This is a genomic window from Citrobacter sp. KTE151 (assembly GCF_000398845.1).
Classification (GTDB): Bacteria; Pseudomonadota; Gammaproteobacteria; order Enterobacterales; family Enterobacteriaceae; genus Citrobacter; species Citrobacter braakii.
In genome coordinates this window covers 472,407-486,640 of the sequence record NZ_KB976065.1, presented here as the reverse complement: position 1 = coordinate 486,640, position 14,234 = coordinate 472,407, and the positions used below count along the sequence as shown (strand labels likewise).

General features: G+C 46.8%; 9 protein-coding genes and 1 pseudogene. 6 read left to right on the top strand and 4 right to left on the bottom strand.

The window, feature by feature from the left end; translation table 11 throughout:
* Positions 1-78 precede the first annotated feature (78 nt).
* Both WC7_RS06410 and cueR read left to right on the top strand, forming a co-directional pair.
* Complete coding sequence (locus WC7_RS06410; RefSeq protein ID WP_009654818.1) at positions 79-2,574, top strand: heavy metal translocating P-type ATPase; 2,496 nt, start codon at positions 79-81, stop codon at positions 2,572-2,574.
* Positions 2,575-2,587: 13 nt separating this feature from the next.
* Positions 2,588-3,052, top strand: coding sequence for a Cu(I)-responsive transcriptional regulator (gene cueR / locus WC7_RS06415; RefSeq protein WP_016154433.1), 465 nt, complete (start codon positions 2,588-2,590; stop codon positions 3,050-3,052).
* 89 nt (positions 3,053-3,141) lie between these two features.
* Here the strand turns inward: cueR and WC7_RS06420 are convergent, their stop codons facing one another.
* Positions 3,142-3,594 (bottom strand): Cd(II)/Pb(II)-responsive transcriptional regulator, encoded by a 453-nt coding sequence (locus tag WC7_RS06420; RefSeq protein ID WP_009654812.1) that lies wholly within the window; start codon positions 3,592-3,594, stop codon positions 3,142-3,144.
* An 81-nt stretch (positions 3,595-3,675) separates the two neighbouring features.
* Here WC7_RS06420 and WC7_RS06425 point away from each other — a divergent pair, with 81 nt between their 5' ends.
* Positions 3,676-6,171 (top strand): heavy metal translocating P-type ATPase, encoded by a 2,496-nt coding sequence (locus tag WC7_RS06425; protein ID WP_016154432.1) that lies wholly within the window; start codon positions 3,676-3,678, stop codon positions 6,169-6,171.
* Positions 6,172-6,245: 74 nt separating this feature from the next.
* A complete protein-coding gene (locus WC7_RS26805; protein ID WP_071601782.1) occupies positions 6,246-6,545 on the top strand; it encodes an AraC family transcriptional regulator in 300 nt (99 codons plus the stop codon).
* Positions 6,546-6,645: 100 nt separating this feature from the next.
* Here the strand turns inward: WC7_RS26805 and WC7_RS06430 are convergent, their stop codons facing one another.
* Positions 6,646-7,626 (bottom strand): IS5-like element ISKpn26 family transposase, encoded by a 981-nt coding sequence (locus tag WC7_RS06430; RefSeq protein ID WP_000019441.1) that lies wholly within the window; start codon positions 7,624-7,626, stop codon positions 6,646-6,648.
* Here WC7_RS06430 and WC7_RS06435 point away from each other — a divergent pair.
* Positions 7,625-11,026: a molybdopterin-dependent oxidoreductase gene (locus tag WC7_RS06435; protein WP_050566848.1), complete on the top strand. Its 3,402-nt coding sequence runs from the start codon at positions 7,625-7,627 to the stop codon at positions 11,024-11,026. The two genes, WC7_RS06430 and WC7_RS06435, sit on opposite strands and share 2 nt — an antisense overlap.
* Before the next feature lie 322 nt (positions 11,027-11,348).
* Positions 11,349-12,083 (top strand): annotated as a pseudogene (locus tag WC7_RS26425) (IS5 family transposase).
* Here WC7_RS26425 and def read toward each other — a convergent pair.
* Positions 12,072-12,524, bottom strand: coding sequence for a peptide deformylase (gene def / locus WC7_RS06440; protein ID WP_016154430.1), 453 nt, complete (start codon positions 12,522-12,524; stop codon positions 12,072-12,074). The pseudogene WC7_RS26425 and the gene def overlap by 12 nt on opposite strands.
* A gap of 176 nt (positions 12,525-12,700) precedes the next feature.
* On the bottom strand, positions 12,701-14,068 hold the full coding sequence (locus WC7_RS06445; protein ID WP_016154429.1) for an OprD family outer membrane porin: 1,368 nt from the start codon (positions 14,066-14,068) through the stop codon (positions 12,701-12,703).
* Between the last annotated feature and the right edge of the window lie 166 nt (positions 14,069-14,234).

Genomic DNA, 14,234 nt, shown 5'->3' with positions numbered 1-14,234 from the left:
AAATAATGCGCTTGACCTTCCCACGATGGTAAGCCTTAAGGTTGTTCTTTATCTGACCATAACGATGAGAAATACATCATGAGCATTCAAAAAAAACAGCATTCTAATGATGGTGAAACTCAAGTCAGCTTGCCCATTGAGGGAATGACTTGTGCAAGCTGCGTTGGACGAGTTGAAGCCGCTCTGGCTAAGGTTGAAGGCGTACAAAACGTAAGCGTTAACCTTGCAACAGAGCGTGCAGATATCCGCCTAAATGCATTCGTTAATCGTATGGCGTTGGTTGAAGCAGTTGAAAAGGTTGGTTATGAGGTTCCTCAAGCTTCTGTAGAGTTATCAGTTCAGGGCATGACATGTGCATCATGCGTAGGGCGTGTCGAAAAATCGCTCCGAGCGGTTAAAGGTGTAAAAGAAGCCACTGTTAATTTAGCGACTGAAAGAGCTACTGTACGTGGAACCGCAGGAGTTGATGACCTCATAACTGCTATCGAAAAAATCGGTTATGAAGCCAGCCTGGTTGATAACCAAAGCCAGAATAATGATAGTGCCGCAGAAAAAAAAGATGCTGAAAAGGTTGCGTTGAAGAAAGATTTAGTTCTGGCGACCGTACTTGCGTTACCAGTATTTATTCTGGAAATGGGGTCGCATGTGATACCGGGAATGCATCAATGGATAATGGATACCATTGGGCTCCAGGAAAGCTGGTATCTCCAGTTTGTATTAACATTGCTGGTGTTGGCTATTCCGGGGCGGCGCTTTTACCTGAAAGGTATTCCCGCGTTATTAAGACTTGGCCCAGACATGAACTCTCTCGTCTCCGTCGGGACTCTCGCTGCATTCGGTTATTCAATGATTGCGACCTTTGCTCCAGGTCTTTTGCCTCAAGGTACCGTCAATGTGTATTACGAAGCTGCTGCGGTAATCGTCGCTCTTATTCTTTTAGGACGATTTATGGAGGCGCGAGCTAAAGGTCGAACGTCTGAGGCTATCAAGCGTTTGGTTGGATTGCAGGCCAAAGAGGCGCATGTGCTGCGTAACGGCATTGTCATCGATATTCCCATTAGTGATGTAGCCCTTGATGACATTATCGAAGTTCGACCAGGTGAGCGGATACCTGTTGATGGTGAGGTGAGTGAAGGAACAAGTTTTGTCGATGAATCGATGATAACGGGGGAGCCTATCCCCGTCGAGAAAGTTCCCGGAAGCTTAATGGTTGGCGGGACTGTTAACCAGAAAGGAGCATTGAGGTTGCGTGCAACAGCCGTTGGTGGCCAGACGATGTTGTCACAAATAATCAGAATGGTAGAGCAAGCCCAGGGCTCTAAACTACCTATACAAGCCGTGGTCGATAAGGTGACATTATGGTTTGTTCCTGTGGTGATGCTGGCAGCGTTGTTAACTTTCCTTGCCTGGTTAACATTTGGGCCATCACCGGCCCTGTCTTTCGCACTGGTTAATGCCGTGGCTGTATTGATCATTGCCTGCCCATGTGCAATGGGATTGGCTACCCCAACCTCTATCATGGTAGGTACTGGGCGTGGTGCAGAAATGGGGATCTTGTTCCGTAAGGGAGAAGCTCTGCAGTTGCTTAAAGATGCCAGGGTTGTCGCTGTAGACAAAACAGGTACTTTGACTGAAGGGCGCCCAGTAATGACAGACCTGGAGTTGGCCGAAGGGTTTGAGCTTGACTTAGTATTAGCAAAAGTTGCCGCTGTTGAATCACGTTCGGAACATCCTATTGCCCGCGCTATCGTTGAAGCTGCTCTAGGAAAAGAGATATCGCTGCCAGCGTTGACTGAGTTTGATTCAATTACTGGGATGGGCGTCAGGGCTACCGTAGACGGAGAGCGCGTAGAGGTCGGGGCCGATCGATTTATGCGTGAGTTAGGCTTGGATATCGAGTATTTTTCAAAGACTGCGATACGCCTTGGAAACGAAGGAAAATCGCCACTCTATGTTGCTATTGATGGACGTCTGGCTGCCATTATCGCAGTCGCTGACCCTATTAAATCAAGTACGCCGATTGCCATAAATGCATTGCACCAACTGGGGCTCAAAGTCGCAATGATTACCGGTGACAATGCCAATACAGCAAATGCGATTGCGAGACAGCTTGGTATTGATGAAGTGGTTGCCGAAGTGTTGCCAGAAGGGAAAGTTGAAGCAGTTCGTCGGTTGAAGGAGTCTTACGGTAAGGTCGCTTATGTTGGTGATGGCATTAATGATGCCCCAGCTTTAGCCGTGGCAGATATTGGGCTTGCAATTGGTACAGGTACCGATATAGCGGTGGAATCTGCTGATGTTGTCTTAATGTCCGGCAACCTACAGGGTGTGCCTAATGCTATTGGATTGTCTAAGGCAACCATAGGTAACATCAGGCAAAATCTTTTTTGGGCGTTTGGTTATAATGCCGCATTGATCCCTGTAGCAGCAGGCCTGCTGTACCCTGCCTATGGATTGCTGCTTTCACCAATCTTTGCTGCAGGCGCGATGGCGCTATCCAGTGTATTTGTCCTGGGCAACGCACTTCGTTTGCGTCGGTTCCAGCCTCCGCTGGCAGAAGACTCTGAGCACTAAGAAAAGGGGAGCTATGAACATTGGTAAAGCATCGAACGAATCAGGAATCTCCGCAAAGATGATTCGCTATTACGAGCAAATTGGTCTGATTCCTGCTACTGGCCGTACCGAAGCGGGCTACCGTGATTATGCACCCAATGATGTCCATCGTCTGATTTTTATCCGCAGTGCGCGCGATCTTGGTTTTTCTCTTGAAGAGATAGCCGATTTGCTCAAGTTATGGAATGACAAATCTCGCCAGAGCGCCGATGTTAAACGTCTGGCACAAGAGCATATGGATGATTTAGAGCGACGTATGGAAAATATGCGACGAATGGCAGATACACTCAGAGCTCTGATCAAAAGCTGTGCTGGGGATGAGCGAGTTGAATGCCCAATACTCCAGACATTAATGACCGCTGATGCTAAAAGCCATCCCGGTAAGAGAGAAGGGGCAGTGCAACGTCGTTCTCGTGGTAACGAAATGGAAAAAGCCTGACCCCTTATTTTAAGGGCATGATGGCGTAGCACAAAGCTGTATGGGCTTGTGTTACGCCATCAGTCTAATCAACTTATAAGCGCACACCACTAATGCACACCCCCCAAGTGGTCAGTTGGTACGGTTAAAGGAAGATCACCATTCTCTTCATCAGCAGTCAATTTCTGTACTATCCCGCATTCGTCCACGCTCCGGTCTGAGCTGCAATAGTTATTAAGTTCTTTGAGTTGTATTTCCAGGGCTATTAATTCTTTAATACGATGCTGAACATGAGTGAGATGGGCACTGATTATTGCATCAATGGGGCCACAGTCTTTACCGTGATTATTCATTGCCAGTAGCAATGCACGTATTTCCTCATGGGTCATATCAAGAGAGCGGCAGCGTCGGATAAATAATAACTTTTCCAGATGAGTATTGTTGTAACGGCGATAGTTATTTTCAATATCTCTTAATGGAGCCTGAAGTAATCCTTCTTTCTCATAGTACCGAATAGTTTCCACCGGACAATCCGCCTTACGGGCCAATTCACCAATTTTCATGCCTCCCCCCTTATGCGCTTGACCCTCTAGTTAGATTAGGGTCTTTAATCGTCAGTATAGTTAACAGATGAGGCAATGAAAATGAGTGGTGGTGTAAAAAATAGCAAAAACCCTGCAGGAGACGAAGCGGCTAGTTGCTGTGAAACGTTCAATTTAGGGACAGGACTCCGGGTTAAGAATACTGGTGAATCACATAAAGCAAATGATCATGCACATGATCAGCAGGCTCATAATCACAAGAAATGCAGTGATGATCATTCCCATGAAGGTCATAACCATGAAGGCCATAACCATGAAGGCCATAATCATGATGCCCATAGCCATGGCGGCGAAGGGCATTCGCATGATGAGCATAATCATAAGGGATGTAACCATGCTCATGCCGCGCAAGAGCATTCTCATGAAGGCCACGATCACGGCCATGAGGGGGATTGTTGCTCCGCTGCTCCAGAACAATTGAGTAGCCTAGGGGGCTCGCAGGTTGTGGCTGGTGGATTACGGACAGAAATTCGCATTATGCAGATGGATTGTCCTGTTGAAGAAAATCTTATCAAAAAGAAACTGGGTGGAATGAGCGCTGTTAAAGAGCTTGATTTCAACCTGATGCAGCGTGTTTTGACTGTAACCCATACACCGGATTCGCTTGAAGCTATCATGGCTGCAATTCGCTCGTTGGGATTCGCGCCAGAAGTCTCTGATAATACTAGCGGCAAGAAAAATACCCAGGAGAAAAAAAAGCCCTGGTGGCCATTAGCTCTTGCTGGCGTAGCTGCTCTTGCAGCCGAAGTGATGCACTGGGCTGATATGCCTGACTGGCTAGAAGCTGGGTTGGCTTTGATAGCAGTGCTTTCTTGTGGTCTGACAACCTACAAAAAAGGTTGGATTTCGATTCGCAATGGCAACTTGAATATCAATGCACTAATGAGTATTGCCGTTACTGGGGCTTTGGTCCTTGGGCAGTGGCCAGAAGCGGCGATGGTTATGGTGTTATTCACCATTGCCGAGCTGATAGAAGCCAAATCACTTGATAGAGCCAGAAATGCAATAGGTTCCCTGATGAACCTGACTCCTGAAACTGCAATGGTCCAACAAGCTGATGGAACATGGCAGGAAGTTGACGCCAGTAGCGTACAACCGGGCAGTATTGTCAGGGTAAAACCAGGTGAACGAATTGGTCTCGACGGAGAAATCGTCAAAGGCCAAACCACCATTAACCAAGCTCCAATTACAGGTGAAAGTATGCCTGTCGATAAAATTGCGGGCGATGCTGTATTTGCTGGAACAATAAATCAGTCAGGCTCTTTTGAATATAAAGTCACTGCAGCTGCAAATAATACAACCCTTGCTCGCATCATTCATGCCGTTGAGCAGGCGCAAGGCGCCAAAGCAGCTACACAACGTTTTGTTGACCGCTTTTCCCAGATTTATACCCCCGTCGTTATGGGTATTGCTGTTGCGGTTGCTGTATTGCCACCATTGTTTGGGGCAGGAACATGGCAGGAGTGGATCTATAAAGCTTTAGTTATGCTTGTCATTGCGTGTCCATGTGCCCTGGTTATTTCTACGCCAGTAACGATTGTTAGTGGACTTACTGCAGCTGCTCGCAAAGGGATTCTCATTAAAGGCGGTGTTTATCTTGAGCAGGGACGTAAGCTAAAAGCCCTTGCGCTGGATAAAACAGGAACTATTACCTATGGGAAACCAGTACAAACCGACGTAATGGTATTCAATGGGTGGAGCGAGCGTGAAGTTCGTACTACTGCAGCTAGTCTCGCTAGTTACTCTGATCACCCTGTTTCACTGGCAATTGTGAATGCTTCTGCTGATTTGAAAAAGCAGGATGTTGACAGCTTTGAAGCGATTGTTGGGCGAGGTGTGCATGGCGCGATTACAGGTAAGGATTTTTACCTTGGTAACCTGCGTTTGACTGAAGAACACTTTAATTGTCCATCAGAGATTAAAGCAACAGTACAAAGGCTGGAAAGCCAGGGTAAAACAGTTATTTTACTCAATGATGGTAAGCAAGTGCTTGGGTTGTTCGCTGTTGCTGATACTGTTAAAAACAGCAGCCGTGAAGCGATTGAACAACTTCATGAACTTGGCGTTAAAACTATTATGCTGACTGGTGATAACCCACATACAGCTAAAGCAATCGCATCTCAGGTTGGAATCGATGAGGCTCGAGGGAATCAATTGCCAGAAGATAAACATCGTGCAGTTGAAGAGCATTCACGGATTGGAATCACTGGGATGGTTGGTGATGGTATCAATGATGCACCGGCTCTGGCTGCAGCTGATATCGGTTTTGCTATGGGCGCAATGGGTACTGATACGGCGATTGAAACTGCAGATGTAGCCTTAATGGATGATGACCTGCGTAAAATCCCAGCCTTTGTAAAATTATCCCGACAAACGTACAGCTTACTCGTGCAAAATATCAGCCTCGCTCTAGGTATTAAAGCCGTATTCCTTGTACTCACGCTCATGGGAATGGGAACTATGTGGATGGCTGTATTTGCTGATGTTGGTGCCAGTCTTCTGGTTGTGGCAAATGGCCTGAGGTTATTACGAAAATAAAGAGTTGGGTCCCTGAGTTCTTCATGGATGACAGACTCAGAGACCGTATTCTGGTTTGAATATATTCATAGAATATGGTTTGGGGGGAGAGAATGGACACCAGGAAATATTCTGAAAGTGTTGTCAAAGATATTTTGCAGTGGGTTGAAAGTTCATTGAATACAACCTTGCCAGTAGAATTTATTGCTGAGAAGTCTGGGTATTCACGATGGCATTTTCAACGTTTGTTTAAACAGACGACCGGTGTTGCGCTGGGTGAATATGTTCGTGCTCGTCGATTATCATGTGCTGCGATTGATCTGAAATTGACTTCCAGAACAGTCCTAGGGAAGGTGCGAATAAGCAGGTCATTTCTTCCCAAGCTGACTCGCTGATTAAAATTTCGCGGATCTGGGCCGATTTTTTTCCCGCAAACACATCGAATCAGCCTATTTAGGCTATTTTTTCCACCATTTCTGGCGTTATTTCCGGTTTTTACTGAGATCTCTCCCACTGACGTATCATTTGGTCCACCCGAAACAGGTTGGCCAGGGTGAATAACATCGCCAGTTGGTTATCGTTTTTCAGCAGCCCCTTGTATCTGGCTTTCACGAAGCCGAACTGCCGCTTGATGATGCGAAACGGGTGCTCCACCTTGGCACGGATGCTGGCTTTCATGTATTCGATGTTGATGGCCGTTTTGTTCTTGCGCGGATGCTGCTTCAAGGTTTTTACCTTGCCGGGACGCTCGGCGATCAGCCAGTCCACATCCACCTCGGCCAGCTCCTCGCGCTGTGGCGCTCCTTGGTAGCCGGCATCGGCTGAGACAAATTGCTCCTCTCCATGAAGCAGATTACCCAGCTGATTGAGGTCATGCTCGTTGGCCGCGGTGGTGACCAGGCTGTGGGTCAGGCCACTCTTGGCATCGACACCAATGTGGGCCTTCATGCCAAAGTGCCACTGATTGCCTTTCTTGGTCTGATGCATCTCCGGATCGCGTTGCTGCTCTTTGTTCTTGGTAGAGCTGGGTGCCTCAATGATGGTGGCATCCACCAAAGTGCCTTGGGTCATCATGACGCCTGCTTCGGCCAGCCAGCGATTGATGGTCTTGAACAATTGACGGGCCAGTTGATGCTGCTCGAGCAGGTGGCGGAAATTCATGATGGTGGTGCGATCCGGCAGGGCGCTATCCAGGGATAATCGGGCAAACAGGCGCATGGAGGCGATTTCGTACAGGGCATCTTCCATGGCACCGTCGCTCAGGTTGTACCAATGCTGCATGCAGTGAATACGCAGCATGGTCTCCAGCGGATAGGGCCGTCGGCCATTGCCCGCCTTGGGATAAAACGGCTCGATGACAGCGGTCATATTCTGCCATGGCAGAATCTGCTCCATGCGGGAGAGGAAAATCTCTTTTCGGGTCTGACGGCGCTTAGTGCTGAATTCACTATCGGCGAAGGTGAGTTGATGGCTCATGATGTCCCTCTGGGATGCGCTCCGGATGAATATGATGATCTCATATCAGGAACTTGTTCGCACCTTCCCTAATGGTAAGGCCATGTGTATGAAGGGCAAAGCGGCACCTGAGCTGGTGGACAGCGCAAATAGAATTCTGTACCCGATGAAGAGAACCCATCCTAAAGGTGCCGAGAACCCGGGCTGGAAACGTATAAGTTGGGAAGAGGCTATGTCAACGATAGCCGGACAACTGGAAAAATTTAAACGAGAGAACGGAGCTGAATCTGTCGCTTTCGGTTTTACGAGCCCAAGCGGTACCCCCCTCAGCGATGCAATTGAATGGTTAGAGCGATTTGTTCGTATCTATGGCAGCCCAAACACCAGCTATGGAACTGAAATATGTAACTGGCATAAAGACGTTGCACATCGATGGACCTTTGGCTGCGGCATCCCTGTTGCTGACTATTCCCATGCCGATCTTATCCTTCTTTGGGGGCATAACCCCGCGAATACTTGGCTTGCCCAGGCTAGTGCGATTGGTACTGGTCGAAATAACGGTGCAAAACTGATCGTCGTGGATCCTCGCCCGACACCTTTAGCGAAAGAAGCAAATGCCTGGCTTGATGTCAATCCTGGAACTGACGGTGCATTAGCTTTGGGGTTAAGCCATCTCCTGGTAGAAAGAAACCTGTTTAATCATGAGTTTGTTCGAAACTGGACTAATGGTCCTTTGTTGGTTCGAAATGATAATGGTTATTTTCTTCGGGAAAAAGATATTAACCCACTTGCCATCAGTAATCGCTATACAGTTTGGGACGAACACAACCAGCAAGTCACATTTATCGATTCCGAGACTCGAACTGAAGAAACGCTGACGCCTACAGCTGCACTTGAGGGTAATGTTGAAGTTGCAATAGCTGATGGTGCAAAAATTTCCTGCCAAACGGCGTTTTCATCTTTTAAAGATATGTTGGCTAATTATGACCCAGAAAACGTAAGCCGTATCACCGGGGTATCTGTTGCATCAATTGAAGCCGCTGCGAGTTTGATTGCCGGGGCCAAGAAAATCGCCTACCACAGTTGGTCTGGAGTGGCACAACACACTAATGCCACCCAAACAGAACGTGCGATTGCGACACTGTATGCTTTAACCGGTTGTTTCGATCAGGAAGGATGTAATCGAATCTATGCCAGCCACCCGGTGAATGTGGTTAATTCACCGACACTGATGCCAAAATCACAATGGGATAAAGCATTAGGTCTTGAAGAAAGGCCTATCGGGCCGCCTTCACAAGGTTGGGTTCATTCTCAGGATATCTGGCATTCAGTATTAGAAGGTACACCCTATAAAATTCGCGGGTTAATTGGCTTTGGTGCCAACATATTACTTTCACAAAGTGATACTTCTCTCGGACAACAGGCGCTTGAGGCACTTGAGTTTTATGCCCATGTAGATTTGTTTGAAACGCCTACATCAAAGTATGCTGATATCCTTCTGCCAGTAAACACTGCCTGGGAGCGCGAAGGCCTAAGAACCGGGTTTGAAAGTAGTGCTGCTGCTCAGGACCACATTCAGTTGAGAAAAAAAATGGTCTCTCCGCGCGGTGAAAGCCGTTCCGACCTTGAGATTGTTTTCGATCTTGCATGCCGGTTAGGAATGAATGAAGCGTTCTTCGACGGCAATATTGAGGCAGCCTGGAATTATCAACTAGAACCATTAGGTTTGACTGTTGAGATGCTCAGAAATAAGCCAGAAGGTTACGATATCCCGCTTGAGCATAAAGTCAGAAAATATGCTTTCAGAGACCCAAATAGTGGATATCTGGCAGGTTTCAATACAGAAACAAAACGTGCAGAGTTTTACTCTGAGATCCTTCATCGCTATGGTTACAATCCTTTACCTGAGTATGTACAGCCGCAAGAATACCAGCGCAACGATCCTGATTATCCACTAATGCTGACATCCGTTAAAAGCGGATTCTTCTGTCATAGCCAACATCGAAGCCTGACTAGCCTACGAAAAAAAGCACCTTATCCAACGGTAGACATTTCGGCAGCTCTGGCTGACGAAGAAGGTATCAAGACGGGGGATTGGGTAGAAATTGAAACGAGAGCAGGTCTTGCTCGATTTAGAGCAAAAGTGGAAGCCAAACTCTCTCATGAAACTGTAATTGCTGAGTTTGGGTGGTGGCAGGCTTGTCCTGATTTTGGCAAACCTTCATACCCGGTTAAAGGTGAGTACAGTAGCAATTACAATAGCTTAATCAGCGGTGATAGCTATGATCCAGTCAGCGGTGCTTTACCTTTGCGTTCATTCCGCTGCCGCATTCGCCGCTTGAATGATTTTGAGCTGATAAGACGCCCCTGGGAAGGTCGTAAAACATTCAAAGTCATTGAACTGAAAAAAGAAGCAGATAATGTTACGACAGTTACCTTCCAATCGAATAGTGAAGGCTACTTACCTGATTATGAACCGGGCCAGCATATCACTGTTAGCTGTTGTCCGATGAGCGATTCTGAAGAGATCGTTACCCGGGCGTATTCGCTGACAGGCCCTGCGTTTGTTCATGACCGTAAAACCTATTCCATTTCTGTCCGTCATCAGAAAGCGACTGATGAGAAAGGTGAATATGTAGAAGGAATAATGTCATCCTACATAAACACGCATTTGCAGATAGGCAAGGATGTTGAACTTACGCCTCCTGGGGGGAATTTCATTGTCCCGCTCAATGCCGTCCAGCCTGTCGTAATATTTGCTGGCGGTATTGGAATTACTCCATTCATTTCCTATCTGGAGTCTATTAACCCCCAAGCGGAAGGTCCGGAAATCTGGCTTTTCTATGCTAATCAAAATAGTAGGCTACATGCGTTTAAGAAAAGAATTGCGGAGCTAAATGCGTCTATTGACAGGCTTAAAGTAATTAATATCTACAACCAGCCCCTCGACTGTGATATTCCAGGATTGGATTATGATAGAGCTGGTTATGTTGGTGCGGGAGATGTCGAGGCATATCTTATTGAGAATAATGCTCGTTATTACATGTGTGGTCCGCAGCCTATGATGGATGCGATATCCCGAGGGCTTCAGGAGAGAGGTGTACCTGCATTTGCTATTTTCTACGAGATATTTCGTTCTCCGACAAAAATAAATAATGATCCCTCATTACGTCATAAAGTAATTTTTGCAAAATCAGGAAGAGAAGAGATCTGGACCACGGATAAAGGTACTCTGCTGAATTTTGGAGAAAAACTTGGGATTAAAATGCCTAGTGGTTGTCGTGTTGGACAATGTGAAAGCTGTTCAACTAAGGTGATTGCCGGGAACGTGCAGCATCTGAATGGTGTGGAACCCTCTGATGAGGGTGCATGTTTGACATGCCAGTGCATTCCTGCCGGTGATATCACTATTGATGCCTGAGATAGGTATTAGCATCCTTTACATCAGGCCATTTTAGTGGTCTGATGTTATTCAATGGATAACGCTATGTTTTAAAGACATTTTTAATTATTTTGCGCCAATCCAACTCAATAACCGATTTAATGAATTATTTCAGTGCGATCTTCATGAATTTTTATCATCCTCCCCCTTACCTTCAAGTTACTGCAAGTCTTAGCCTGTAAGAAATTACTACAGTCACCAGTTTCGGATTGGCCGAGGAGTTTTAGTGAATGAAAGGCTTGCAATGATAAAATTGAAACTTCATTGTTTTTCTGCATCGAGCCTAAAAAAATGACCGGGTATCCCTGAGCACAAAACCAGCCATCCACTCGATACATACAGGAAACGCGTTGATAACCGCGCTGCCATGGATGCCATATTCTTCTTCCTCAGGACTGGTTGTCTGAACGCCACCGGGATATGTTCATCGAGTTCTGCACACCGGCGCTTTAAGGAGTGGCACGATTCAGGCATTTTTGAGCGCTTCTGGCAGAACGGTTTGCTTGCCTGCGAGCATCTGGACAGCATTGACTGGTCCTGGTTGTCGATGGACGGTTGTATGACCAAATCGCCGCTGTCAGGAACAAAAAACAGGTCGCAATCCTAAGGACAAAGGGAAACAAGGTGTAAAGCGCAGCCTGCTGACGGACGCCAGGGGGCTTCCTCTGTCGCTGGTCGTCGCAGCAGCGAACACGCACGACATCAAATTGGTTGCGGATACGCTCGATGCCCTTCAGGCGGGGCATCCGGGGGGAAACTCAGGCTCTGTCTGGACAAAGGTTACGAAGCTGGATGGCTGAAAACGTATCTGCAGAGTCGCCGTTACGAGCCACATATTCAGTCCCGTAAAGAGGAGTCTGACGCCAGTAAAAACAGGGACTTCAAAGCCCCTCTCTGGGGCGTTGAGAGGACTCATAGCTGGATGAATCGCTTTCGCCGGGTTCTGACCCGATGGAAAAAGAAGGCCGAAAATTACGAGGCTATGTTGCATTTTGCCTGTGGTCTTATCGTCTGGAATAAAGTCCTATTGAGATAGGCTCTTAGTTAATAGAATCCCGTTCATATGGTCTATCATATGCTGTATACAGATCGAGAGAGTACCACTTGCACTAAAATTTATTGTATTCCCAAAAGCATCAAGAGCGGTGACATTTATTTTCTCTGCACGGTATACAAAACGACTGGTTCCTGGTATAGAAAGACATTTTTCCTCAGTGATATTTTTTTCTTCCTTACTCTCAGCAATTACCGGATTAATTAATACTATTGGTTGCACCAGCGATTCAGGGACATCAATTACAGCAATCCTTTGGTGAACACCAACCTGGGTTGCTGTTAAACCTACACTGGATGTACCGTACATAGTGGTAATCATATCCTTAATAAATTGCCGGGTTATCGGTGAAATATGTTCGACGGGCATTGCAATGATCTTCAATTTGGGATCCGGATACTTTAAAACTGATAATAATGACATGCAAGGCTACTCTTTATTTAAATGGCAGTAAAAACGATATGTTTTAAGTCGGACCTGAGTGGAGAACCGGGACAGAAATAACTACCGGACTGACAGCCAGATATAAATCTTCTGCTGCCTGCGAACGTCATTCCGGTCTGTCCTGCTCAACAGCACAACAGACCGGAAACACTATATCAGAGAAGAGGAAGGGTATAACTGACTGTAACCCGGGTTTCATCCTGGTCACGCTGTCCAGCAGAGCCTTTTCTACTTGTGTCAGGCAGAGCGCTGCGCATTGTGGCATTTTTTACGGAGATGCCAAGTCCGTTAAGTATTCCCTCGGGGATAGTATAACTCAGGGCAATATCCCGTTCCCATTCCCCCTTTCGCCCATTCCCGGTATCAATATTATCGGCGTTCAGATAGAGGATACTTAGATTCAGCCCTTTGAGCCCTGCATCAGCAAAATTATAGGCGTACCGTGCCAGCCAGGTTCGCTCCCCCGCCCTGCTGAATTTTAGCAATTGTGCATCAGTAATTAACCAGGTGCTTGTTCCTTCTCCATCACCACGATTCAGATATGGAAAGTCACTTTTCCCCGTCAGCCACTGATAACCACTGCTCACACTGTGACCTCCAGAAGACCATGTCAACTGACCGCTATAAACATTGTTGTCCACTTCTCCCTTTGTGCGATTATTTCCGTAATAACCAGTACTTACATATCCGGCACTCCGTCCTGCAGCACTTCCGTTCTTTCCGTCTGCATCGCTGATGAATATACGAATATCTGATTTCAGGTTCCCGGAAACGATTTTCAGGTTATGTGCCAGTCCGATATAGTTTTGTCTGTAAAAATTATCCAGCTCACCGTAATAGTATGAGAGAGTCATGTCTTTCATAAGAGTATAGTCACCACCGGCGAAATAAAAACGATTACTGCTCCGTGAAGTGGGACCACTTCCATTGGCTCCGGCAATGGACATTCCGCGCATATCTGTGGAGTTACGTCCTTTTGTATGTGTGAGAACGCCGCCGGTCAGACTCAGATCGTCGATATCTGTTGATGATATTTGTCCTCCCTGATATGTCATGGGCAAAAGGCGGGCATCGTTGTATATAACGACGGGATTTTTGGGCTGAAGCGTTCCATAACGGAGTTCCGTATCAGATATTTTTGCCCTGCCGGTAACCCCCAGGCTACCGAACTGATGAACCGCTCTGCCATCATTGTCTAGCGGAAATACTGTACCGGGTTGCCGACCTGACGCCGGTGAGCCTGCTTTACCTCCTCCGTCAAGTCTGATGCCCAGTAGCCCCAGAGTGCTCAGTCCGAATCCCACTGGCCCTTCAGTATAACCTGAATCGTAATTGAGGATGAACCCCTGTCCCCATTCTTCCTGTTTACTGAACCCGTCCCCACTGCGATTATCTGTATTAATATAGAAATTGCGGAGTGTGAGATTGGCCTTACTGTCTTCAATAAAACCGGCTATCGCATTAGGGACTGTAACTCCCGGCATCAAAGCTACAGCAGATATTACGAGTGTAACTATTCTCATTCAGGTAATTCCTTTAGCTTGCCTGATATCAATATACGCGGTAACACGAAGGGAAAATGGCAGAAAATAATGAGGTATTTGTTTACCGCTGCACTAAGTACGAATCCAGTTCATATCAAAAACCATGAAGTGGCTACAGGGTCAAGACTTTTTTTTTCAGACTGAC

Coding starts and splice junctions, on each gene's coding strand:
- WC7_RS06435 (WP_050566848.1), top strand. CDS start 7,625: ATGATGTCCCTCTGGGATGCGCTCCGGATGAATATGATGATCTCATAT.
- WC7_RS06410 (WP_009654818.1), top strand. CDS start 79: ATGAGCATTCAAAAAAAACAGCATTCTAATGATGGTGAAACTCAAGTC.
- WC7_RS26805 (WP_071601782.1), top strand. CDS start 6,246: ATGGTTTGGGGGGAGAGAATGGACACCAGGAAATATTCTGAAAGTGTT.
- WC7_RS06425 (WP_016154432.1), top strand. CDS start 3,676: ATGAGTGGTGGTGTAAAAAATAGCAAAAACCCTGCAGGAGACGAAGCG.
- cueR (WP_016154433.1), top strand. CDS start 2,588: ATGAACATTGGTAAAGCATCGAACGAATCAGGAATCTCCGCAAAGATG.
- WC7_RS06420 (WP_009654812.1), bottom strand. CDS start 3,594: ATGAAAATTGGTGAATTGGCCCGTAAGGCGGATTGTCCGGTGGAAACT.
- def (WP_016154430.1), bottom strand. CDS start 12,524: ATGTCATTATTATCAGTTTTAAAGTATCCGGATCCCAAATTGAAGATC.
- WC7_RS06445 (WP_016154429.1), bottom strand. CDS start 14,068: ATGAGAATAGTTACACTCGTAATATCTGCTGTAGCTTTGATGCCGGGA.
- WC7_RS06430 (WP_000019441.1), bottom strand. CDS start 7,626: ATGAGCCATCAACTCACCTTCGCCGATAGTGAATTCAGCACTAAGCGC.